Here is a 20923-nt window from a genome sequence, read left to right on the forward strand (position 1 = left end):
AAAATACAGTGTCAAGAAGCCAAAAACGTTATATAAAACAAATACTTATAAGGCGCTAGCATTTCTATTATTTCTAGTTCTGGAAAAGCTTATTTCTTTATTCGCGAATGGCGGCCCTAGGGTACACCCCTAAACTCACGGTTCCCATAACGGGCAACCATCCGGGCGCGGCCATGCAGGTAGTTTTGCAAGCCGATGTGGCGCTTCCGGGCGGTTGCAGACCGTTTATCGAAACGAGGTCGCAAGGCCTACCTTTTTAAAAAGGGAGCTCCACGCATGAACAAGACTCTGATTGTTGCAGCAGTTGCTGCATCGTTCGCCACCGTTGCACACGCACAAAGCAGCGTCACGCTGTATGGCGTGCTCGACGCGGGCATCACGTACCAAAGCAACGTCGCGACGCCGTCGGGCTCGGGCAAGTCGCTGTGGTCGGTTGGCTCGGGCGTCGACCAAAGCCGCTTCGGTCTGCGCGGCTCGGAAGACCTGGGTGGCGGCCTGAAGGCGATCTTCACGTTGGAAAGCGGCTTCAGCATCGGCAACGGCAAGTTCCAGAACAACGGCGGCATGTTCAACCGTCAAGCGTTCGTCGGTCTGTCGAGCAACTACGGCACGGTCACGCTGGGCCGTCAGTACGACGCAACCCAAGACTACCTGTCGCCGCTGTCGGCAACGGGCACCTGGGGCGGCACGTACTTCGCACACCCGCTCAACAACGATCGTCTGAACACGAACGGCGACGTCGCAGTGAACAACACGGTCAAGTTCACGAGCGCGAACTACGCTGGTCTGCAATTCGGCGGCACGTACTCGTTCTCGAACAACTCGCAGTTCGCGAACAACCGTGCTTACAGCGCGGGCGCTTCGTACCAGTTCCAAGGCCTGAAGGTCGGTGCTGCGTACTCGCAGGCTAACAACCCGGGCGTGAACACCGTGGGTGCGACGGACCCGCTTACGGGCCTCAGCCTGAACGGCTCGAACGTGACGAACGTGCAAGGTCGTTCGCGCGTGTACGGTGCTGGCGCAAGCTACGTGTACGGCCCGCTGCAAGGCGGTCTGGTGTGGACGCAATCGCGTCTCGACAACCAGGCTAACGGTTCGCCGACCCTGCGCGCGGACAACTACGAAGCCAACGTGAAGTACAACCTGACGCCGGCTCTGGGTCTGGGTGCTGCTTACACGTACACGAACGCCAAGGTGAATGGCGAAAGCGCGCACTGGAACCAAATCGGCGTTCAAGCCGACTACGCTCTGTCGAAGCGCACCGACGTGTACGCACAGGCTGTGTACCAGCGTTCGTCGAAGAACGCGAACGCGTCGATCTACAACGGCGACCTCAGCACGCCGTTCAGCACGTCGATCAACCAAACTGCAGCGACGGTTGGTCTGCGTCACCGCTTCTAAGGGTGATGGCTGGCTTGTCCAGTCTCGAAAAGGCGCCTTCGGGCGCCTTTTTTCATGGTGCGCCCAGCATGGGCGCACTTATATGGACGCCTCCCGGTTTGCCAGGTGATATTCGTGTTCGGCGGACAGGATCAGGCTGCAGACTTATATCCGGCCTACGGTGCGGATGTCGGTCCGCTGACCCTGATGGAATTTGCTGGGGAAGGCCTCAACTCCTGGAAGTCCTCGAAGGACCTACGCCCATTCAGGCTTGCTTGCCCACGGTCCGACCTGTTTTGCCATCACGCGTACATCAACCTGCGCAACCTATTGGCGACCCATTCCCTATAGTGAGTTGAACAATTACGCGGCTCGCGCCGCGTCGCCGGGTTCGTACGTGCGATCGTGAGCAAGAAGCGCCCAGATCGTGCGCGCGATTTTGTTCGCCAGAGCGACGACCACCACGTTGAACGGTCGTCGCGCGAGCAGTCGTTGCAGCGCTTCGCTCAAATGCTTAGCGCGTGCGAGCACGGCACGCGCACCGTGAATCAGCAAAGTACGCATGTAGATGTCGCCGCGCTGATATGACTCCCGATGTCAATCTGGTGTCAATGATCGCCGCTATGGAGCCAAACCGGGATCGGCGTATTGGCGCCACCTCAGGATCGGCGTAATGGAGCCAGCGGATGATCGCCGTATTGGCGCCACCCCAGGATCGCCGTAAAGGCGCCAGCCGATGATCGGCGTAATGGCGCCCCCCCCGCCGTAATCGGGAACGCGTTTCGAACTTCCATCAACTGGTTACCCTTCGAGCTTTTTGCTCGGAGGGGCCGTGAGTAACCGGAGGTTCGAAGTGTTTGAGTACCGCCAAGTCCTCGCGCGCATGCGCCAGGGCGATTCCGATCGCGACATCGCCCGCGCCGGGCTGATGGGCCGCAAGAAGTTAGCGACCATCCGCCAGGCTGCCCTCCAGCACGATTGGCTCACCCCCACCCGGCCACTGCCCGATGACGCCGTGCTGGCCGGCATGTTCGGCCGCAATCCGCAACTGCCGCGCACCTGCGTGTCGACGCTGGAGCCGTTTCGCGAGTTGATCACGCAATGGTTCCACGCCGACATCCAAGGCACCACGATCCACAGCGCGCTGCAGCGCAATCACGGCTACAGCGGCAGCTACTCGGCCGTGCGGCGCTTCCTGCAAGCGCTGGTCGTCGAGCGCGGAGTTCCGGCCACCACGGTGCTCGACTTCGCACCGGCCGACGCCGTGCAGATCGACTTCGGCGCCGGCCCGCAACTGCTCGACGCCGCCGGCAAGCCAGTCAAGACCTGGTTTTTCGTCGCTACGTTGTGCTGGTCACGCCACCAATACGCAGAGCTCGTGCTCGATCAAACGGTAGCGACGTGGCTTGCTTGTCACCGCCGAGCATTCGACTGGTGGGGTGGCGTCCCGGCGCGAACCGTGATCGACAACGCCAAGTGCGCCATCACACGGGCCTGCATGTATGACCCGGAAGTTCAACGCTCCTACGCCGAACTGGCCGAAGGGTATGGCTTCAAGATCGATGCATGCCCGCCGCGTGACCCACAGAAGAAGGGGATCGTCGAATCAGGAGTCAAATACATTAAGAAGTCCTTTGCTCCTTTGCGCGAGTTTCGTGATCTCGCCGATGCCAACCGTCAATTGCGCGAATGGATCATGAGCGAAGCCGGCAATCGCCTACACGGCACGACGCGCGAACAGCCGCTGGCGCGCTTTGCGCTCGAGCGATCGTTACTGGCGGCGTTGCCCGATGTGCCGCCGGTGCTCGCTGAATGGACCAAGGTCAGCGTGCACCGCGACTGCCACGTGCAGTTCCATAAAGGGCTGTACTCGGCGCCGTGCAAGCTCGTGGGCCAGACGTTGTGGCTCAAGGCGACGGACACCACGGTGCAACTGTTTCGTGAGCATGAGCTGGTCGCCGCGCACCCGCGGCTACATCGCCCTGGCGCTCGCTCCACCGTGCGTGATCATCTGCCGCCCGAAGCCCAGGCTTGGCAGATGCATGACCCGCAATGGTGTTTGGCCGAAGCCAAACGCATCGGCCCGGCTTGCCATGCCGTGATCCTCGCGTTGTTCAACGATCAAGTGCTGGTCAACTTGCGGGGCGCGCAGGGCATCTTGCGGCTCGAAGCGAAGGTCGGCGCCGCTCGTCTGGAAGCCGCCTGTCAGCGCGCGATGTCCTTCAGCAGCCCGCGCTACCGCACCATCAAGACGATCCTCGACAAGGGCCTGGATCAACTGGCCGAGCCCGTCCAGCCCGATCTGATCGACGTCGCCGACACCTATGCCCGCGGCGGCCGCTTCTGCCGTGACCTGCCTTCCATGATGAGCCACTGAGATCCCGACATGAATCCGATTCCCGAACTGAGCCCGATGCTCAAACAACTGCGCCTGTCCGGCATCCTCGACTCGCTCGAGCAACGTAACCGCCAAGCCATCGACGGCAAGCTCGCCTACACCGAGTTTCTCGCGCTGCTAATCCAGGACGAGATCGCCCGGCGTGAGCACAAGAAGCTGAGCACGCGGCTGGCGCGCGCGAGCTTCCGGCCCGGCAAGACGCTCGAGTCGTTCGACTTCGATCGGCTGCCCAAACTGAACCGCGCCGTCATCCAGGACCTGGCCACCGGCCGTTACCTACAGGAGAACGCCAACGTGCTGATCGCCGGCCCCACCGGCGTCGGCAAGTCGCATCTGGCGCAGGCGCTGGGCCACTGCGCCGCGCGTCAGGGGCACGACGTGCTGTTCCTCACGCAAACCAAGCTGCTCAACACGCTGCATGCCGCGCGCGCCGTCGGCAACTACGAGCGCCGGCTGCAGCAACTGGTGCGCGTGCCGCTGATCATCGTCGACGACTTCGCCCTCAAACCCATCACGGCGCCGCATGACGAAGCGTTCCACGACCTCGTCGCCGAGCGTTATGAGCGCCGCGGTTCACTGGTCTTGACGAGCAATCTGGACTTCAGCGAATGGGGCGACGCGTTCCCGGCCAACCGCATGCTCGGCGCCGCCACCCTCGACCGGCTGCGCCACGGCGCCTACCGGATCATCCTCGACGGCGACAGTTATCGAGTGCCCAGACAGTTATCGAGTGCCCAAATCGATGCCGGAATCGCCTGTTTCAGGCATTGAAAAACGCGGCAAAAACTAGCATTCTTGACGGCGTTCGAAACTGCGTTTCCCAACCCTTCCAAGTGGCGCCTTTACGCCGATCTTCCCAGGCTCCATTACGCCGATCCGTGACACCAGGTGCTTCGGTAGCGCTCGGCTCGGCAATTGGCAGCTTGGCCGGGTCTGGTGCCCAGGCAGCATTCGAGCGGAGGCAGCCGCTGTTGCTGGGCATCACCAAGCGCGGCGACACGTACTTGCGGACATTGGTGGTCCACGGGGCGCGCGCGGTGGTTCGCTACCTTGCCGACAAAGATGATCGGTTCTCGGGCTGGCTTCGCCGTCTCCTGATGCGGCGGCACAAGAACATCGCCGTCGTGGCAGTCGCGAACCACAATGCCCGGATCGTCTGAGCATTGCTGACACGAGGCACTACGTTCCGATCGGATTACGCGTCGTCTGGCGTCGCCGTGTAATCCGATCGGTTTGATAAGAACAGTTCTCCCCAGAGGTTGCTCAGGCAGTCACGACGTGATGACAAGATAGGTTGGACCGGGATCGAAAAACTCTGCCCTCCCACAGGCGCTTCGAGCGCGAGGTGGTGATTAGAGTCCGATCAGCAGATTCCATCAGGGGCAGAGGCAGCGTAACGCGCCTCGCAACAGTCCGGATGTATGGCCGCAATCTCGATCATCGAGCCGTCATCAACGAAGGCCTGGCAAAACAGGGGCGTCCGTGTATGGGGGAGGGGATCGGTCAGACCACCTGACCGCCCCTATTCCGATTACTGCGCCGATGTCGAGCGCGTTGCGTGGAAACAAAAAAGCGAGGGCTGCATACGCATCCGCGCTTTTTTCTTGATCGTCGGGTGTCGTAGGCGGCACGAGGGTGCCGGCGTTCGCGTGCAAGGCCGGCGGCGTTCCGACAACCGTGGGGCGCCCGGGGCTGCCAGTTCAGTGCGTGTAATCGCCGCTCGCTTCGGGCTGGTAGACGATTTCGGCGATTTTCAACGTCGCGTCCGCGCCGCCCGGAAGCGTGATCTTCACCTGCTCGTCACAGCGCGCGCCGAGGAGCGCCATGCCGACCGGCGAAAACACGTTCAGCCGGCCTTGCTCGAAATTGGCGGCGTCCGGATAGACGATGGTCCAGGTCATGTCCTGGCCGGCGGCCTCGTCGATCAGCTTGATCTGCGAGTTCATCGTCACGACGTTCGCCTGAATCTTGTCAGGTTCGACGATATCCGCGCGCTCAAGCAGCGTATCGAGCATTTCCTGATAGCGTGGGTTGCGTTCCGCGTGCCTTTCGAGGCGCGCGACGTCGAGTTCGGTGAGCTGGTAAATCCTGTTTTTCATGACAGTCTCCAAATGATCGGCTTGGGTGGCGTGGCCAACCTGCGGGATCGCCCGGAGCCTGGCTGACGCGGCTCCGGGATGGGGCTGCTGTCAGGTCAAGCGCCGGGCCGCGGCGAGCGGCGCCGCAAGCGTGCTTCGAAGGAGGGGGCACATCGCGACGGAGGCCACGGCCGTGCACGAACCGCGTGGGCGGCGCGCAAAGCAAGCGTGGAAGATCGGTGTGCGCATGATCGGGGCGATGAAGCAACGGATGAGACAAATTTTACAAATATACAACAAAACGACAGATCAGACAGCCTGCAGGCCGTTCCGCCGGGCTGCTGCCCATTGTTGCCGATACGATGCTTTTAACGACCTTTCGATCGTGATACGGCTGGTAATTATTGTCATTGGTGCAACGCTGTATGTCCAAACTAGGGGTTTCCCCGCGTTGTGCCGGTAACTAGACTGGAATCAATCGCTTAGGGCAACGATGCCTGAAGCGACGCAAATACAACATTCCGGAGGTTAATCATGAAATCGTTCGTCTATGCAGCCGTCGCCGCTTCGATTCTCGCCATGCCGCTTGCTTCGTTCGCGCAAGCCGACCAGCAGCAGCCGCTGACCCGCGAGCAAGTGAAGTCCGAACTCGTCCAACTTGAGCAGAACGGCTACAAGCCCGAATCCGGCGAAACCCAGTACCCGGCAAACGTCCAGGCTGCATCGCAACGCATGCAACCTGCGCAGCAGACGCTTACGCACGCCGACACGAGCGGCTATGGTGTACAGGCGACTGGCGCGTCGGAATCCGGCGGCCGTGCGAGCATGTCGCCGACGTCGCCGTCGTTCGGCCATTCGGTCTACTTCGGCAACTGAGACGAGCGGGCCGAATTCGCGCCCGGCGGCGCCGGGCGCCCGTCAGCAAACGTGAAGAGGTCGATTCTATAAACCGCGAGCCGGCATGATGCGCCGAGCTCGCGATACAGGAGCCGAACCTCCGTCGCCGCATTCCGGCGGCTTTGCCCAGACGCGCAGCGTTTGGGCATTTTTTGATGGATGCCGCCGGCGCGCGCTTACTGCGAATGCACGGCGGCGGGAATTCCGTGGATGTAATGCTCCAATTGATCGATCGTGAACTGCTGGTCGGCGATCACGCTCTTCACGAGATCGCCGATCGACACGAGACCGATGAGTCTGCCGTCGTCGAGGACGGGCAAGTGGCGCATCCGGTGTTCCGTCATCAGCGCCATGCATTCGTCGCTCGTTTGCGTCGGTTCGACGTAGCGCACCTTCGACGTCATGATTTCCTCGACGCGCGTCGCTTTCGACGAACGGTCGAGGAGTACCACCTTGCGTGCGTAGTCGCGTTCCGTCACGATGCCGGCAATGTCCGCGCCGTCCATCACGAGCAGGGCGCCGATGCTCTTTTCAGCCATCAGCTTGATCGCGTTATAGACGGAATCGGACTTTTCGATCGTGTGAATCGTGCGTCCCGAATCAGGCTTGGACCTGAGAATATGTGCGACGGTGAGGCTCATACGCTGTCTCCCTTGGCTGGGCGATTCGCGAAAGGCGGCGCGCGGCCGCCGCGTCGGGTGAAGCGTTCAGTATAAATCCGTGTCCGCGGGCGGGTGCGTCCAGTTTGCAGATTAGCGGTAAACTCCGTGCACTCGCTATCCAGAACATTCCTTAATTCTTTCGTTTGATGCATTCCATGATGTCTTCGCATCCTGAATCGCCGCAGCCTGACGACGGCGCCGCGCCCGAGTGCGTGACGCTTGTCGCCACGGCGACGCTTCCCACCCGCTACGGCACTTTCACGTCGTATGCGTTTCGCGTCGTGGGCGGCGATGCCGAGCACCTCGCGCTCGTGATGGGCGGCGTCGCCGAGCAGCGGTCGGTGCTGACGCGGCTTCATTCCGAATGTCTGACGGGCGATGTGTTCGGCTCGTATCGATGCGATTGCGGCGAGCAACTCGATCTCGCGTTGCGCTACATCGCCGCCGAGGGGCGCGGCGTACTGCTGTATCTGCGCGGGCACGAAGGCCGCGGGATCGGCCTGAGCAACAAGATCCGTGCGTACGCGCTGCAGGAGCAGGGGCGCGACACCGTCGAGGCGAACCTCGACCTCGGCTTGCCGGACGACGCGCGCGAGTACGATTCCGCCGCCGCGATCCTGAGGATCCTGAAGGTTACGTCGGTCCGGTTGATGAGCAACAATCCGAAGAAGTTCGACACCCTCGTGCGGCATGGCATTCCAGTCTGCGAGCGCGTCGCGCTCGCGGTGCCGGTGCGTGAGGAGAACGAGCGCTATATCCGCACGAAGCAACTCAAGTTCGGCCACTATTACTTCGACGAAAACGAGTAGACCGCACCGCACGGCGCGGCTTGCGCGCGCCGAAGCGCTGCTCGGCGATCGGCAGATCGAAGCGGCGGCGCACTTCGGTCGCGATCCAGTCGCATGTCTGCCGTGCGCAGTCGGTGAGCATTCGGCGGTCCGCGTGGCCGTCGATGTCGTAGACGAATCGCACATCGACTTCGTCGCCCGTCAGGTGCCGCTCGAGCTCGTTCAGATGCAGCCGGGGCGACAGGCCTTGCGCGAGCGCGCGCAATTCGTCGAAGTGGTATTCGAGCCAATCGGCGAAAAAGAGCGCGTCGCCGCGGTCCGCGAGGCGGAACGCGGCGCTTCGCGTCACGCGCATGCCGGCTCCGGCCTTAGCCGTGTACTGGGCGCCCGATTCGTCGCGCTTCGCGGCGTCGTTCCGGTGCGCCGGTGCCGCCGCGCGGCGGTCGGGCGCGCGTTGTGCGAGCAGTGCGTCCGCATGCCGGCAGCGCGTGCGCAGCGCATGCCAGAGAAGCGCGTCGCCGCTCGCGGCCGACGGCTGCATCGTCAGGTCGTGCGCGCCGTCGTCGCATGGCTCGACTTCGCGGATCACGAGCCGCAGCGTGCACAGCGGCTCGTCGTCGAGGTACAGCGTCGCCGAGCGCGGCAGTCCGCAGACGGGCGGCATCGCGCCGCGCGCGCGGAATACCAGCCCTTGCCTGTCGAGCCGCACGAGCGGCAGACGCACGGCGAACGACGGGAACGCGACGGCAATGCGGGTTTCGCCGGCGTCGAACGTGGGGAGCATCGCGCGAAATACCGATGAATGATCCACGGGGTATTGACCTCCTTGAATGACGAACGGCATGGTTCCGAGGACCGTCGATCGGGCGCGCTCAAGCCGCTTCGGCGCGCGGCGCGCACAGCTCCGGGTCGAGGCCGAGCGCGGCGAGCGTCTGGCTGTCGAGATCGATCCAGCATGCGACCACCATGCGCCCGTCGATCTGCTGCGCAGGCCCCGCCCGGTGCGCGTGCACGCCGATCCGGCGGAACAGGCGCTCCATGCTGAGGAACGTCACGCCGATCAACTGCTTTGCGCCGAGCCGGACCGCGCACTCGACGACGGCCGAGAGCATTGGCCGCACCGCCCAGGCCGGATTGCCGCTTCCGGTCGGATCTTCGGCGTTCGCGGCGAAGCGCGACAACTCCCAGACGGAGGCCGACTGCGGCAGCGGCATGTCGTTCGCGACCAGGGTGGGGAACAGCTCTTTCAGCAGGTACGGGCGGGTCGTCGGCAGCAGCCGGGCGCAACCGCAGATTTCCTCGTCGTCGTCGCGGGCGACCACGTAGACGGTATCGTCGCGATCGTACTGATCCCGCTCGAACCCTTCGCTTGCCGACGGTAACTTCCAGCCGAGCTGTTCGACGAAAACGCGGTGCCGATAAAGGCCCAGATCAGCCGCCAGGTCGCTCGGCAGGCGCCCATCGCCATGAACGAAAGTTCGCATGGTGTCGTCCTCGTGCGTGTGCTTTGGAATGGGCGCATTACATCGCGCGCTCCGAGGACAGGTAACTGTTAACCCTTACAGGGTCGGAAAAGCGGGGCGGGTTGGAGGAGGCGGGCGGTTGCGTCAGTGTCGGACCGCAAAGATTCGATAATTTGCTTGTCAATCCGCAACGTTCGAGGAAAATTGGACAATATGCACTGACGCGAATCACTGCAGGGTGGGACCTGCATACGAAAAATCGCTGCGACGAAGCATCGCGGCGGCGACGGCCGCCGGCCAGTTCAACTGGGCGAGCCGGCGCGACAGCGCGGCCGACGTCTGGGCCATCCCGATGTCGACGCCGTCGCTGTCGATGCCCATCGCGTTGCTGCGCACGTCGCCCCATGCGATGACGAATGCGCCCGTGGCGCCGTCGATGTACCAGTCCCAGCCGATCGTGAGGTGCGCTGCGCCTGCGCTCGACGGCCGCTCCCATTCGGTGTAGCCGGCGAGGCGGGCGTCGACCTCGCTCGCGCACAGTTCGACGAGCAATCCGGAATCGATTCCGGACGACACGTGGACGAGCTGCAGTTCGGCGAGCGCGTGCAAGGGCAGGCGCACATAGCCGTCGGTGGATGGGCCGCGAAAGCGGTGGAGCAATGGTGAATTCATGCCGCGGAATGTATCAGTCCGCGCGCGTGCTGAAACCTAGCAAGTATGACAGCGTGAAGCTGCTGGAGAACGAATGGAACTGCGCTGGCAAGATGCCTATCTTCAATTTAGCGCCGCAGAGAACGAGCAGCAGCTCTTCCGACAAATCGCCACGTATTCGAAGCGGCTCGGTTTCGAATATTGCTGCTATGGCATACGCGTGCCGCTGCCGATTTCAAAGCCGGCCGTCGCGATCTTCGATACCTATCCGAACGGCTGGATGGAGCGCTATCAGGAGATGAACTACCTGGAGGTCGATCCGACCGTGCGCGACGGCGCGCTCAGCTCGAACATGATCGTCTGGCCCGAAGCGAGCCGCAGCGACGAGACGACGCTGTGGAACGACGCGCGCGATCACGGGCTCGCCGTCGGCGTCGCGCAGTCGAGCTGGGCGCCGCGCGGGGTGTTCGGGCTCCTGACGATCGCGCGGCATACGGATCGGCTGACGTCCGCCGAGATCAATCAGCTGACGCTGCAGGCGAACTGGCTGGCGAACATGTCGCATTCGCTGATGAGCCGCTTCCTCGTGCCGAAGCTCGCGCCCGAGTCGGGCGTCGCGCTCACGCATCGCGAGCGCGAAGTGCTGTGCTGGACGGGCGAAGGCAAGACAGCATGCGAAATCGGCCAGATTCTCAGCATCTCCGAGCGCACCGTGAATTTCCACGTGAACAACATCCTCGACAAGCTCGGCGCGACGAACAAGGTGCAGGCCGTCGTGAAGGCGATCGCGATGGGACTGATCGAGACGCCGTGAGCGGACGCCGCCGCGCTCGCGCGGCGGCGGTCACTCCATCATCGGTTCGACCTCCTTCGCAGTCCAGCTCACGCTCGAGATGCTCTTTTCCATGCTCATCCGGCTCGCGATCTGCTCGAGCTTCTGCTGATCCTTCGGATGCAGCTTGAGGGTCGCCGTCACCTTGATGCGCTCGGGCGCGTCGGATTCGCGCGGCACGTCCTCGCTCGTCAGGCTCTGGAACGACAGCGGCTTCGCATACATCGAGTTCGACAGCAGCGTCCGGATGTGCACTTCTTCCGATGCGAGGCAGATCGCCGTGATCTGATATTCGCGCACGAGATCGGCGTTCGACACCGGTGTCGCGTTGATCGCCTGGCTCACGCCACGCAGCAGCGTATTCGTCAGGAGTACGACGCCCGTGCCCGCGAGCGCGGGCAGAAAGTGGCCGGCGCCCGACAGCACGCCGACCGCGGCGGAGCACCAGAGGGTCGCCGCGGTGTTGATGCCCTGGATCGAGCCCTTGTCGCGCATGATGACGCCGCCGCCGAGAAAGCCGACGCCGGAGACGACGTACGCGGCGATCTGCGTGACGCCGGGAATCCCGTTGCCTGTCAGGACGCCGAGCGTGACGAACAGACACGCGCCGCTCGCGACGAGCGTGATCGTGCGCAAGCCGGCCGTGCGCTGGCGGATCTGCCGTTCGAGGCCGATGGCGACCCCGCAGGCGAACGCGGTGAAGAGGCGAAGTGCGAATTCGAAAGTCATTGGTGTTCTGCCATGCCGAGTGCGATGCGACGCGGCGGCGCGAGCGGCCCTCGCGGGCGCGCGTGCATCACTGCGTCGCGCGCCACTTTAGCGCGCGAATGGATGCGATTGTGTGAAACGGGGAATCGCACGCGTCCCGGTGAACGCGCGCGGCGCGCGGATCGGCGCGGCAGGCTGGCGTTCAGGCGGAGCGGCGTGCGGACGTTGTGCTGCTACTGTCCACGACGGTTCCTGAAAGAATGGATGGCGGGCATTCTAGGCGCGACCCATTGAGAGAGTCAACCCGCGGGGAAGGCAGTGCGGGGAGCGGCGAGGCTGCGGTGGCGGTCTTCTGGCGGCGTTTCGCGATGGCTGTGCCGACGCGGGAATGCGGGTGGGTTGGCGACGTCGCGGCGGAAATCGTCGATATTTCGCACGAGTTCACGTGATCTGTGGGGGGCGCCCGGACGCGCGCGTTCGCTTTCGGCCGACGTTCGACGTTCGACGTTCGACGTTCGACGTTCGACGTTCGACGTTCGACGTTCGACGTTCGACGTTCGACGTTCGACGTTCGACGTTCGACGTTCGACGTTCGACGTTCGACGTTCGACGTTCGACCATGAACGGCGGCGCGCTCGCTTAGTTCCCGCTGCCGCGCACGAGCCGCACGCGCGTGATTTCCGACGGCGCGCCAAGCCGCTTCGGCGGTCCCCAATAGCCGGTGCCGCGGCTCGTATAAACCCACAGCCCGTCGAGCCGCGCGAGCCCCGCGGTAAACGGCTGCTGCAGCCGCACGAAGAAATTCCACGGAAAGAACTGGCCGCCGTGCGTGTGGCCGGACAATTGCAGCGTGAAGCCTGCGTCGGCAGCGGCCGTCGCGCTGCGCGGCTGGTGCGCGAGCAGCACGCGGATGCGCACGTCGACGGGCGCGCCCGCGAGCGCCACGCTCGGGTCGCTCCGATGCGCGGGATCGAAATGGCCCGCCGAGTAGTCGGTGACGCCCGCGATCACGAGGCGGCCGTCGCCGTGTTCGAGCGTGCGGTGCTCGTTGAGCAGCACGTCGAGGCCGAGGCGGCGGAACTCGGCGATCCATTCGTCGGCGCCCGAGTAGTACTCGTGGTTGCCCGTCACGACGTACGCGCCGTGCTGCGCGCGCAGCCGGCCGAGCGGCGCCGCGTGGCCCGCGAGTTGCGCGACCGTGCCGTCGACGACGTCGCCCGTCACCGCGACGAGATCCGGCTCGAGCCGGTTGACCGCATCGACAATCGCCTCGACATAGCCGCGCTTGATCGTCGGGCCGACGTGGATGTCGCTGATCTGGACGATCGTGAAGCCGTGGAGCGCGGCGGGCAGATCGTCGATCGGCACGTCGACGTCGACGACGCGCGCGCGGCGTCTCGCATTGACGAAGCCGACGACGCTGACCGCAAGCGCCGCGAGCGGCACGCCGGCAGCCGTCAGCGTGCGCCAGTGCGCGAGCGACACCGCGCCGGGCGCGAGCGCGTCGACGGTGACGAGCGACGCGAGCAGTACGTCGCGCGCGAGCGTCAGCACGAGCAGCGACGAGAAGAAGCCCATCGCCATGAGCCCGACCCATGCGACGCGATCGCCGAGCGGCTGCCGCTCGAACACGCGCGACAGCATGCCGAGCGGGATCAGGAGGCACGACGCCACGAGCCACAGCGCGCCCGCTACGCGGGCGGCGGGCGATGCGAGGTCCGGAACAAGACGAAAGCCGACGTATACGTGCAGTAGCACGCCGATGATCGTGAGGCGCAGCAGAAACGATGAGATGCGTCGCATGGGGCGGGGAGCGGGAGAGGCGGCGGCGCGCGAACGCGCCGCCCGTTGCGCGATTACTCGATGCGTGCGATTTCGTCGAACGAGAAGCGCGGGCTGCGCGGGAATAGGCCGGCGGGGTCGCCGTAGCCGAGGTTCACGAGGAAGTTCGACTTGATCGACGTGCCGGCGAAGAACGCGGCGTCGACGGCCGCCTGATCGAACCCGGACATCGGGCCCGCGTCCAGGCCGAGCGCGCGCGCGGCGACGATCAGGTACGCGCCTTGCAGCGACGAATTGCGGAACGCGGTCGCCTCGATCAGCGCTTCGTTGCCGGCGAACCAACTGCGCGCGTCCGCGTGCGGGAAGAGTTTCGGCAGATGATCGTAGAACGCGAGATCCATCCCGACGATCACGGTGACGGGCGCGGCCATCGTTTTCGCGAGATTGCCTTCGGACAGCGCGGGCTTGAGCTTTGCCTTCGCTTCGGGCGACTTCACGAACACGAAGCGCGCGGGGCTCGAGTTGGCCGACGTCGGGCCGAACTTGACGAGATCGATCAACTGATGGAGCAGCGCGTCGTCGACGGGCTTCGGCTGCCAGGCGTTGTGCGTGCGCGCGGTGCGGAAGATTTGATCGAGAGCGGCGTCGGAAAGTGTCATGTCGAGATCCGGATGAGCGCGCAAACGGCGTGGCGTTCGAGCGGCTAGAATTTGAACAGGGCGGCGCGGCGCCGCAGGGTGCGGTCCGCGCCATTCCGCGATGATAGCCGGATGCGGAGAATTTCACCGACCATGTTCGATTTGTTCGACGACTTGCCGAAACCCGATGTCGACTGGTATCCCGACTGGCTCGCGCCCGCCGACGCAGGCCGGTTCCATGCGCGCCTCGTCGACGAGGTCGCTTGGCGGCAGGACACGATGCGCACGCCGCGCGGCTCGCTGCCGCTGCCGCGCCTGACCGCGTGGCAAGGCGTGCCGGATGCGGTCTACGTGTATTCGGGCATCCGCAACGAGCCGACGCCGTGGACGCCCGCGGTGTTCGAGCTGAAGCGGATGGTCGAGGCGACGAGCCGCGCGCGGTTCAACAGCGTGCTGCTGAACCGCTATCGCAACGGCTTCGACAGCATGGGCTGGCACGCGGACGACGAGCCGGAGCTCGGCGCGGAGCCGGTGATCGCGTCGCTGAGCCTTGGTGCGACACGCGTCTTCGATCTGCGGCACAACGAGAAGGGCGTCGCGCATGCGTATCGTCTGACGAACGGCAGCCTGCTCGTGATGCGCGGGCGCACGCAGCAGGAATGGCGGCACCGTGTGCCGAAGGAGCCCGCCGTGCAGGGCGAGCGGATCAACCTGACGTTTCGCTGGGTGATCGCGCCGGCCGCCGCCGGGCGCCGCGCCCGGACGTGCGCAGGCGGTTGACGGCCGGGGACGCCGGCGCGTCAAAACCGTGCAGCCTTCGCGTTATGATTCGGTTTCTTTCCGTCCTCTGCAGCCGACATGGCCAAAACCACTACGACAGCCTCGGCGAAGCATGCCGCCGACGCCGAATCGGGCAATCCGCGCGATCCCGCGGTCGCCGCGGTCGCCGCGCCTGAAGCGGCCGACGATGAAGCCGCGGGCGGCGCGTCGTCCTATCTCGTTCCGGGGCTCGAGCGCGGGCTGCGTATCCTGTCCGAATTCTCCGCGCGCGAGCCGGTGCTGAGCGCGCCGGAGCTGTCGAAGCGGATCGGCATTCCGCGCACGACGACGTTTCGCCTGCTGCAGACGCTCGAAGCGCTCGGTTTCATCGAGCGCGCGAACGGCGACCGACACTTCCGGCTCGGCGTCGGCGTGTTGCGTCTCGGCTTCGAATATCTGAACTCGCTCGAGTTGACCGATCTCGGCGCGCCGGTGCTCGAACGCTTGCGCGATACGACCGGTCTGTCGACGCATCTGTTGATCCGCGACCGGCGCGACGTCGTGTTCGTCGCGAAGGCGCAGAGCAATGCTCCGATGTTCGGCTCGGTGAAGGTGCACGTCGGCACGCGGCTGCCCGCGCACGCGACTGTCCATGGCCACGTGCTGATGGGCGACCTGACGCGCGATGCGATGCGCCAGCTCTATCCGGAAAAGCGGCTCGAGGCGTTCACCGAGCATACGCCCGCGACCGTCGACGAACTGTACGAGCGTGTGCGTCACTATGCGCGTCTCGGCTACGCGGTCAGCGAGGGCGCGTTCGAGAGCGGGATCTCGGCGGTGACGGCGCCCGTGCGCGATCATTCGGGCTCGATCGTCGCAGCGATCACCGCGACGGTGCCGCGCTCGGAGATCGGCTCCGCCGACGAAAAGGAGCGGCTCGTCGAGACGGTGTGCGGCGCGGCCGTCGATCTGTCGCAGCGCCTCAACTATCGGCCGCTCGACAGCGATCCGACCGTCGCGCATGCGCGGCACAAGGTTGCGTTGTTTTAATCGCATGCCCGGCTGCGGGCGGCGTGGAGTGTGCGCCGCGATGATCGGCAGCCGTACCTGCGGGGCGAATCGATTGATGCTCGTTGCGCCAGCCGACCGCAAGAAGACGAAGCCCTCGCGCGAAGCGGGGGCTTTTTGCATCTGCGCGCGGCGCAGCGTTGCCGCGATGCGAAGCCGCGCTGCGCGCATACCATGAAGCACGTACGCACGTACGCACGTACGTACGCGCAGCACCGCACTCAGAACGAGTGGTGAATCCCTGTCAGCAGGATCACCTGATTCGCCGTGCTCGACGCGCCCGCCGTGAAGAACGCCGCCTTCGCGTTGCCGCTCGCGTGCTCGTACAGCACGTTCGCATAGAGCTGCGTGCGCTTCGACAGCGAGTACGTATCGCCGAGTTCGAACTGCGTCCAGCGGCGGCCGGCGAGCGTCGACGTCGCCGCGCCGCCCGCGATCACGTTGAACGGCGACGTCTGGTAGTTCGCGCCCGCGTCGTAGCTCTGGAACGTGTCCGAGTGGCCGCTCGCCTGCAGCTTCACGCGCGTGTAGAGGCCATGGACGAGCAGCGGGCCGAACTGATACGACAGCCCCGCGCCCATGTTCTCCGCCTTCTGCGCGACGTAGCTCGCGACGGGCATCCCCTGGAACGTGCCGCCCGGCCCCGCGATGCCGCCGACGGTCGCCATCGAGAACGCCTGATCGTGCTCGTTCGAATAGACGGCCGCCGCCTTGAACGGGCCGTTCGCATAATTGACGCCGAAGCTCATCGTCCGGCCGGTCGAGAAGTTCGTCGTGTTGCCGAAGCCGAGCATCGCGCCCGCGGTGAAGCCCGCGTAGGTGGGCGAGCGGTACTTGACCGAGTTGTTGAACGGCACCGTGCTCGTGTCCGCGAGCTGGTCGAGGTTGCCCGGATGGAACGCGTACCAGCTCTGCGCGAGGAACGCGGTCGACAGCGGATCGAGCCAGTCGAAGTTGAACGGCGTCTGATGGCCGAGCGTCAGCGTGCCGAACTTGTCCGAATTCAGGCCGACGAACGCCTGGCGGTTCCACATCGTCCCCGCTGCCGCCATCTGTCCGTTGTTCGTATAGAAGCCGTTTTCGAGCTGGAAGATCGCCTTCAGGCCGCCGCCCAGATCCTCGACGCCTTTCAGGCCCCATCGATCGGGTTGCGTGTTGCCCTGAATCATCGACCACTTCGCGCCGCCGCCGACGTTGTTCACGTAGGCGACGCCGGCGTCGAGGCTGCCGTACAGCGTGACGCTGCTCTGCGCCCACGCGCCGGCGACGGCGCCCGCCCCGAGTAATGCTGCTACCGCATGCTTGACCATCTGATCTCCTGACCTTTGCTCCAAATGACGCGGGCGGTGGTGCGCGCGAATGAGAGTCGGCCACACGCGTTCCCACGGCTGAATGTCTGGCCTTCTTTCGTTCCATATATGGAACTGCGTGCCGTTAGTGGAATGGAGTATAGAGGGGGAAATCAGCCGGAAAAAAATAAATTTTCGAATCGGGGCGACGCGCGCGATTCGTCCGGCGACATGTCTATAACGTCATGAAAAATCAAGGGAAAACCAGAAATTACAATGTTGTCCCCGCGCGGCTCGGGTTGCCTGGCATCGCGCGGAATCCGAGTCTCGGTGTTTTCCCTAGGCGCTGCAGCTTTTTATTTTGATCTTCAAGGCACACTCCTATAATCACCATCCATAAACTAACGTTCCTAATATGGAACAAACGAACGGGTCGATTTGAAGGAAGGGTGTGAGATGTCTGAACAATGGGTTTGCGCCGGACACGCCGGCGCGTTGTCCGAGGATTCGCCGATCGAGTTCAAGCGCACCGACGGCGTCGAGATCGGGATCTATCGCGTCGGCGACGAGGTGTACGCGCTCGAGAACGTCTGCCCGCACGCCTATGCGCTTCTCACGCAAGGCTTCGTCGACGACGGCACGGTCGAGTGCCCGCTGCACGAGGCGGTATTCGACATCAAGACCGGCCAGTGCCTGAAGGGGCCGGGCGGCCGCGCGCTGAAGATGTACGCGGTGCGGCTCGCCGGCGAGGACATCCAGATCAAGGTGGAATGACATGAACGAGACGACCGTGAACTTCAACCCGCTTCTGAAGCCGTGGCGCGCGCCGCAGCCGAACCACGTCGCGGGCAAGGGGCAGATCGAGATCCCCGGGCAGATGCCGAATCTCGTGTGGCAGACGCGCAAGGCCGGGCCGACGCAGTACGAGAACGATCTCGGCGACGCGCTCGAGCGTGTGTTCGAAAGCGGCGCGACCGAGCTGGCCGACGTCGTCGAAGGTTTGAACCGCATCGGCTTTCGCGCGCCCGACGGCGTCGAGTGGAGCGCCGAGCGCTTCTGCGCGGAACTCGCCGCGCTCGCCGAATGACGCGGCCGACCTCAAACGCTTCCGGAGCAAACAGATGACGTCTTCCGCCCAAACGAATCCCGGCGCCGATCCGATCCGCGACTATCTCGACCGCGGCATCCGCAACTACTGGTATCCCGTTGCGCCGAGCTGGCAGGTGTCGAGTGCGCCCGTCGGCATGACTCGGCTGTCCGAACAGATCGTGCTGTGGCGCGATCAGCAAGGCCAGGTGCATGCGCTCGAGGACCGCTGCCCGCACCGCGGCGCGCGGCTGTCGCTCGGCTGGAATCTCGGCGATCGCGTCGCTTGCTGGTATCACGGCGTCGAGGTGAACGGCGGCGGCACGGTGACGAAGGTGCCGGCCGTGTCGAACTGTCCGCTCGAAGGGCAGACGTGCGTGAAATCGTATCCGGTCGAGGAGCGCGCGGGCGCGATCTTCCTGTGGTTCGGCGACGACGCGCATCGCGAGCCCGATCCGCTCGTGCTGCCGGACGAGCTCGTCGCGCCCGAGTATGCGCAGTTCGTGTGCGTGTCGAACTGGACCTGCAACTATCAATATGCGATCGACAACGTGATGGACCCGATGCACGGCGCGTATCTGCACGCGACGTCGCATTCGATGGCGGAAGGCGACAAGCAGGCCGACATGCGCGTACGCAAGACCGAGACGGGCCTGATGTTCGAGAAGGTCGACCAGCGCGACGTGAACTTCGACTGGGTCGAACTCGGCGAGACGGGCTGCATCTGGCTGCGCCTCGCGATTCCGTATCAGCGCAAATTCGGCCCGGGCGGCAGCTTCGGGATCGTCGGCTTCGCGACGCCGATCGACAACGATCACTGCCAGGTCTATTTCTGGCGCACCCGCAAGGTCGAAGGCTGGCAGCGCGACGTGTGGCGCTTCATGTACCGGAACCGCCTCGAAGGCCTGCATTGGGCGGTGCTCGAGCAGGACCGCTACGTGCTCGAGAGCATGGCGCCGAACGCGCGCGATCACGAATACCTGTATCAGCACGACGTCGGCATCACGCGCGCACGCCGGATGCTGCGGCAGCGCGCGCAGGCGCACCTCGACGCGCTCGACGCGCATCGCGCGGCGCAAGCCGAAGCGGCAGAGCGCGCATGAACGCGCCCGTGCAAGCGGTCGCGCTCGCCGGCCGTCGCGTGCTCGTCACGGGCGGCGCGCGCGGGCTCGGCGCGGCGTTCGTCGAGGCGCTCGCCGCGGCGGGTGCAAAGGTCGCGTTCGGCGACGTGCTCGAAGCGGAAGGCCGCGCGCTCGAACAGCGCCTGCGCGATGCGGGCCGCGACGCGCATTTCGTCGCGCTCGATCTCGCGAATCCGGCGAGCGTCGCCGCGTTCGTCGACGAAGGCGCGCACGCGCTCGGCGGCATCGACGGCCTGATCAACAACGCAGCGATCACGAATTCCGGCGGCAGGCTCGCGACCGAGCTGTCGATCGACACGTGGGATGCGGTGATGGGCGTCAACGTGCGCGGCGTGTGGCTCGCGTGCAGCGCGGCGCTGCCGCATCTCGCGCGCTCGGGCCGCGGCGCGATCGTGAATCTCGCGTCGGACACGGCGCTGTGGGGCGCGCCGAAGCTGCTCGCGTACGTCGCGAGCAAGGGGGCGGTGATCGCGATGACGCACGCGCTTGCGCGCGAGTTCGGCGAGCACGGCGTGACGGTCAACGCGATCGCGCCGGGCCTGACCGAAGTCGAGGCGACGGCCTATGTGCCCGCGGAGCGCCATGCGTATTACCAGCAGGGCCGCGCGCTGCCGCGCGCGCAGATGCCGGCCGACGTGACGGGGCCGGTGCTGTTTCTTTTGTCCGGCGCCGCGCGTTTCGTGACGGGCCAGTTGCTGCCCGTGAACGGCGGCTTCGTGATGCATTGATCGATTGTTGGAACTCTTGAAGGAGATGACGATGGCGGACGCCGATATCGCGCGTAAATCGTGGGACCAGCCGGCAGGCGAGAGCTTCGCCGAGTGGATGGACGGGCGCGTCGCGCGCTTCACGACGCGTCGCTACGACTGGGACGCGCTGAAGTTCCAGGCCGATTTCGATCCGAAATACCGCCGCGCGCAGATGCGCTACGTGGGCACGGGCGGCACGGGCGTCGCGAAGGACGTGAACACGGTGCCGGCGGGCGGCTTCACGTTTTCGACGATGGTGATTCCGGCCGGCAACATCGGCCCGAGCCACATCCACGTCGACGTCGAGGAAATCTTCTTTGTGCTGCGCGGCAAGATGAAGGTGATCTGCGAGCGCGGCGGCGAGACCTGGGAAGCGGTGCTCGGCGAGCGTGACCTGATCTCGGTGCCGCCCGGCGTCTATCGGACCGAAATCAACATCGGCGAGGAGGATGCGCTGATGTGCGTGATGCTCGGCTCGCCGAAGCCGATCACGCCGACGTATCCGCCGGATTCACCGCTCGCGAAGATCAAGCGCTGAGGCACGGACGACAAC

22 protein-coding genes and 2 pseudogenes are annotated in these 20923 nt (G+C 64.7%); 14 read left to right on the top strand and 10 right to left on the bottom strand.

Going from position 1 to position 20923, the window contains the following annotated elements; genetic code table 11:
• Positions 1 to 276: 276 nt before the first annotated feature.
• Entirely contained in the window at positions 277 to 1401 is a 1125-nt protein-coding gene (locus WS70_RS23635) for a porin (RefSeq protein ID WP_059472433.1), read from the top strand.
• Positions 1402 to 1743: 342 nt separating this feature from the next.
• On the opposite strand, the pseudogene WS70_RS23640 reads toward WS70_RS23635, so the two are convergent.
• Positions 1744 to 1962, bottom strand: a pseudogene (locus tag WS70_RS23640) (IS110 family transposase); the annotation flags it as partial.
• Between the two features lie 271 nt (positions 1963 to 2233).
• Between WS70_RS23640 and istA the strand changes: the two are divergent.
• From istA to WS70_RS23655, 3 genes and pseudogenes are all read left to right on the top strand, one after another.
• Positions 2234 to 3757, top strand: a complete 1524-nt coding sequence (istA, locus tag WS70_RS23645; protein WP_082722130.1) for an IS21 family transposase — start codon at positions 2234 to 2236, stop codon at positions 3755 to 3757.
• 9 nt (positions 3758 to 3766) lie between these two features.
• Positions 3767 to 4549, top strand: coding sequence for an IS21-like element helper ATPase IstB (gene istB, locus WS70_RS23650; RefSeq protein WP_108034042.1), 783 nt, complete (start codon positions 3767 to 3769; stop codon positions 4547 to 4549).
• 129 nt (positions 4550 to 4678) lie between these two features.
• Positions 4679 to 5001 (top strand): annotated as a pseudogene (locus WS70_RS23655) (transposase); the annotation flags it as partial.
• A 477-nt stretch (positions 5002 to 5478) separates the two neighbouring features.
• On the opposite strand, the gene WS70_RS23660 reads toward WS70_RS23655, so the two are convergent.
• Complete coding sequence (locus tag WS70_RS23660) at positions 5479 to 5877, bottom strand: GreA/GreB family elongation factor (RefSeq protein ID WP_059472454.1); 399 nt, start codon at positions 5875 to 5877, stop codon at positions 5479 to 5481.
• 513 nt (positions 5878 to 6390) lie between these two features.
• Between WS70_RS23660 and WS70_RS23670 the strand changes: the two genes are divergently transcribed.
• Positions 6391 to 6732, top strand: a complete 342-nt coding sequence (locus WS70_RS23670) for a DUF4148 domain-containing protein (protein ID WP_059472453.1) — start codon at positions 6391 to 6393, stop codon at positions 6730 to 6732.
• Between the two features lie 197 nt (positions 6733 to 6929).
• Here WS70_RS23670 and WS70_RS23675 read toward each other — a convergent pair whose 3' ends face one another.
• Positions 6930 to 7394 carry a CBS domain-containing protein gene (locus WS70_RS23675; protein WP_010118439.1) on the bottom strand — a complete coding sequence of 155 codons (465 nt, stop codon included), beginning with the start codon at positions 7392 to 7394 and terminating at the stop codon, positions 6930 to 6932.
• 176 nt (positions 7395 to 7570) lie between these two features.
• Here WS70_RS23675 and ribA point away from each other — a divergent pair, with 176 nt between their 5' ends.
• A complete protein-coding gene (gene ribA, locus WS70_RS23680; RefSeq protein ID WP_059472452.1) occupies positions 7571 to 8224 on the top strand; it encodes a GTP cyclohydrolase II in 654 nt (217 codons plus the stop codon).
• Here ribA and WS70_RS23685 read toward each other — a convergent pair.
• The 3 genes from WS70_RS23685 to WS70_RS23700 all read right to left on the bottom strand — a co-directional run bounded on the left by WS70_RS23685 (position 8187) and on the right by WS70_RS23700 (position 10338).
• Positions 8187 to 8987 (bottom strand): hydroxymethylglutaryl-coenzyme A reductase, encoded by an 801-nt coding sequence (locus WS70_RS23685; protein WP_059472456.1) that lies wholly within the window; start codon positions 8985 to 8987, stop codon positions 8187 to 8189. The two genes, ribA and WS70_RS23685, sit on opposite strands and share 38 nt — an antisense overlap.
• 88 nt (positions 8988 to 9075) lie before the next feature.
• Positions 9076 to 9687 (bottom strand): N-acylhomoserine lactone synthase BspI1, encoded by a 612-nt coding sequence (gene bspI1 / locus WS70_RS23690; RefSeq protein WP_059472451.1) that lies wholly within the window; start codon positions 9685 to 9687, stop codon positions 9076 to 9078.
• A gap of 207 nt (positions 9688 to 9894) precedes the next feature.
• Positions 9895 to 10338, bottom strand: a complete 444-nt coding sequence (locus tag WS70_RS23700; protein WP_059472450.1) for a DUF4902 domain-containing protein — start codon at positions 10336 to 10338, stop codon at positions 9895 to 9897.
• A gap of 73 nt (positions 10339 to 10411) precedes the next feature.
• Here WS70_RS23700 and bpsR point away from each other — a divergent pair, with 73 nt between their 5' ends.
• A complete protein-coding gene (bpsR, locus tag WS70_RS23705; RefSeq protein ID WP_059472449.1) occupies positions 10412 to 11131 on the top strand; it encodes an autoinducer-binding transcriptional regulator BpsR in 720 nt (239 codons plus the stop codon).
• A 30-nt stretch (positions 11132 to 11161) separates the two neighbouring features.
• Here the strand turns inward: bpsR and WS70_RS23710 are convergent, their stop codons facing one another.
• From WS70_RS23710 to WS70_RS23725, 3 genes are all read right to left on the bottom strand, one after another.
• Positions 11162 to 11878 (bottom strand): MgtC/SapB family protein, encoded by a 717-nt coding sequence (locus tag WS70_RS23710; RefSeq protein WP_059472448.1) that lies wholly within the window; start codon positions 11876 to 11878, stop codon positions 11162 to 11164.
• A 618-nt stretch (positions 11879 to 12496) separates the two neighbouring features.
• Positions 12497 to 13660, bottom strand: coding sequence for a metallophosphoesterase (locus tag WS70_RS23720; protein ID WP_059473924.1), 1164 nt, complete (start codon positions 13658 to 13660; stop codon positions 12497 to 12499).
• A gap of 53 nt (positions 13661 to 13713) precedes the next feature.
• Positions 13714 to 14298: a malonic semialdehyde reductase gene (locus tag WS70_RS23725; RefSeq protein WP_059474045.1), complete on the bottom strand. Its 585-nt coding sequence runs from the start codon at positions 14296 to 14298 to the stop codon at positions 13714 to 13716.
• A 132-nt stretch (positions 14299 to 14430) separates the two neighbouring features.
• Between WS70_RS23725 and WS70_RS23730 the strand changes: the two genes are divergently transcribed.
• Together WS70_RS23730 and WS70_RS23735 are read left to right on the top strand one after the other, a co-directional pair.
• A complete protein-coding gene (locus tag WS70_RS23730; RefSeq protein ID WP_059473925.1) occupies positions 14431 to 15057 on the top strand; it encodes an alpha-ketoglutarate-dependent dioxygenase AlkB family protein in 627 nt (208 codons plus the stop codon).
• 78 nt (positions 15058 to 15135) lie between these two features.
• Positions 15136 to 16086, top strand: a complete 951-nt coding sequence (locus WS70_RS23735) for an IclR family transcriptional regulator (RefSeq protein WP_059598486.1) — start codon at positions 15136 to 15138, stop codon at positions 16084 to 16086.
• Between the two features lie 239 nt (positions 16087 to 16325).
• Here the strand turns inward: WS70_RS23735 and WS70_RS23740 are convergent, their stop codons facing one another.
• The gene (locus WS70_RS23740) at positions 16326 to 17414 is read right to left on the bottom strand and encodes a porin (RefSeq protein WP_059473927.1); all 1089 of its coding nucleotides are present in this window, start codon (positions 17412 to 17414) and stop codon (positions 16326 to 16328) included.
• A 435-nt stretch (positions 17415 to 17849) separates the two neighbouring features.
• Here WS70_RS23740 and WS70_RS23750 point away from each other — a divergent pair, with 435 nt between their 5' ends.
• From WS70_RS23750 to WS70_RS23770, 5 genes are read left to right on the top strand one after another with little or no spacing between them, the layout of a single operon-like run.
• Complete coding sequence (locus tag WS70_RS23750; RefSeq protein ID WP_059473928.1) at positions 17850 to 18167, top strand: non-heme iron oxygenase ferredoxin subunit; 318 nt, start codon at positions 17850 to 17852, stop codon at positions 18165 to 18167.
• Position 18168: 1 nt separating this feature from the next.
• Positions 18169 to 18480 (top strand): recombinase-like helix-turn-helix domain-containing protein, encoded by a 312-nt coding sequence (locus tag WS70_RS23755; RefSeq protein WP_059473929.1) that lies wholly within the window; start codon positions 18169 to 18171, stop codon positions 18478 to 18480.
• 34 nt (positions 18481 to 18514) lie between these two features.
• The gene (locus WS70_RS23760; RefSeq protein ID WP_059473930.1) at positions 18515 to 19582 is read left to right on the top strand and encodes an aromatic ring-hydroxylating dioxygenase subunit alpha; all 1068 of its coding nucleotides are present in this window, start codon (positions 18515 to 18517) and stop codon (positions 19580 to 19582) included.
• Positions 19579 to 20349 (top strand): SDR family oxidoreductase, encoded by a 771-nt coding sequence (locus WS70_RS23765; protein WP_059473931.1) that lies wholly within the window; start codon positions 19579 to 19581, stop codon positions 20347 to 20349. Before WS70_RS23760 ends, WS70_RS23765 begins: the two co-directional genes overlap by 4 nt.
• A 31-nt stretch (positions 20350 to 20380) precedes the next feature.
• The gene (locus tag WS70_RS23770; RefSeq protein WP_059474046.1) at positions 20381 to 20908 is read left to right on the top strand and encodes a cupin domain-containing protein; all 528 of its coding nucleotides are present in this window, start codon (positions 20381 to 20383) and stop codon (positions 20906 to 20908) included.
• The last annotated feature ends 15 nt before the right edge of the window (positions 20909 to 20923 follow it).

This window comes from Burkholderia mayonis (assembly GCF_001523745.2).
Taxonomy (GTDB): Bacteria; Pseudomonadota; Gammaproteobacteria; order Burkholderiales; family Burkholderiaceae; genus Burkholderia; species Burkholderia mayonis.

Coding starts and splice junctions, on each gene's coding strand:
- WS70_RS23635 (WP_059472433.1), top strand. CDS start 277: ATGAACAAGACTCTGATTGTTGCAGCAGTTGCTGCATCGTTCGCCACC.
- istB (WP_108034042.1), top strand. CDS start 3,767: ATGAATCCGATTCCCGAACTGAGCCCGATGCTCAAACAACTGCGCCTG.
- WS70_RS23660 (WP_059472454.1), bottom strand. CDS start 5,877: ATGAAAAACAGGATTTACCAGCTCACCGAACTCGACGTCGCGCGCCTC.
- WS70_RS23670 (WP_059472453.1), top strand. CDS start 6,391: ATGAAATCGTTCGTCTATGCAGCCGTCGCCGCTTCGATTCTCGCCATG.
- WS70_RS23675 (WP_010118439.1), bottom strand. CDS start 7,394: ATGAGCCTCACCGTCGCACATATTCTCAGGTCCAAGCCTGATTCGGGA.
- ribA (WP_059472452.1), top strand. CDS start 7,571: ATGATGTCTTCGCATCCTGAATCGCCGCAGCCTGACGACGGCGCCGCG.
- WS70_RS23685 (WP_059472456.1), bottom strand. CDS start 8,987: ATGCTCCCCACGTTCGACGCCGGCGAAACCCGCATTGCCGTCGCGTTC.
- bspI1 (WP_059472451.1), bottom strand. CDS start 9,687: ATGCGAACTTTCGTTCATGGCGATGGGCGCCTGCCGAGCGACCTGGCG.
- WS70_RS23700 (WP_059472450.1), bottom strand. CDS start 10,338: ATGAATTCACCATTGCTCCACCGCTTTCGCGGCCCATCCACCGACGGC.
- bpsR (WP_059472449.1), top strand. CDS start 10,412: ATGGAACTGCGCTGGCAAGATGCCTATCTTCAATTTAGCGCCGCAGAG.
- WS70_RS23710 (WP_059472448.1), bottom strand. CDS start 11,878: ATGACTTTCGAATTCGCACTTCGCCTCTTCACCGCGTTCGCCTGCGGG.
- WS70_RS23720 (WP_059473924.1), bottom strand. CDS start 13,660: ATGCGACGCATCTCATCGTTTCTGCTGCGCCTCACGATCATCGGCGTG.
- WS70_RS23725 (WP_059474045.1), bottom strand. CDS start 14,298: ATGACACTTTCCGACGCCGCTCTCGATCAAATCTTCCGCACCGCGCGC.
- WS70_RS23730 (WP_059473925.1), top strand. CDS start 14,431: ATGTTCGATTTGTTCGACGACTTGCCGAAACCCGATGTCGACTGGTAT.
- WS70_RS23735 (WP_059598486.1), top strand. CDS start 15,136: ATGGCCAAAACCACTACGACAGCCTCGGCGAAGCATGCCGCCGACGCC.
- WS70_RS23740 (WP_059473927.1), bottom strand. CDS start 17,414: ATGGTCAAGCATGCGGTAGCAGCATTACTCGGGGCGGGCGCCGTCGCC.
- WS70_RS23750 (WP_059473928.1), top strand. CDS start 17,850: ATGTCTGAACAATGGGTTTGCGCCGGACACGCCGGCGCGTTGTCCGAG.
- WS70_RS23755 (WP_059473929.1), top strand. CDS start 18,169: ATGAACGAGACGACCGTGAACTTCAACCCGCTTCTGAAGCCGTGGCGC.
- WS70_RS23760 (WP_059473930.1), top strand. CDS start 18,515: ATGACGTCTTCCGCCCAAACGAATCCCGGCGCCGATCCGATCCGCGAC.
- WS70_RS23765 (WP_059473931.1), top strand. CDS start 19,579: ATGAACGCGCCCGTGCAAGCGGTCGCGCTCGCCGGCCGTCGCGTGCTC.
- WS70_RS23770 (WP_059474046.1), top strand. CDS start 20,381: ATGGCGGACGCCGATATCGCGCGTAAATCGTGGGACCAGCCGGCAGGC.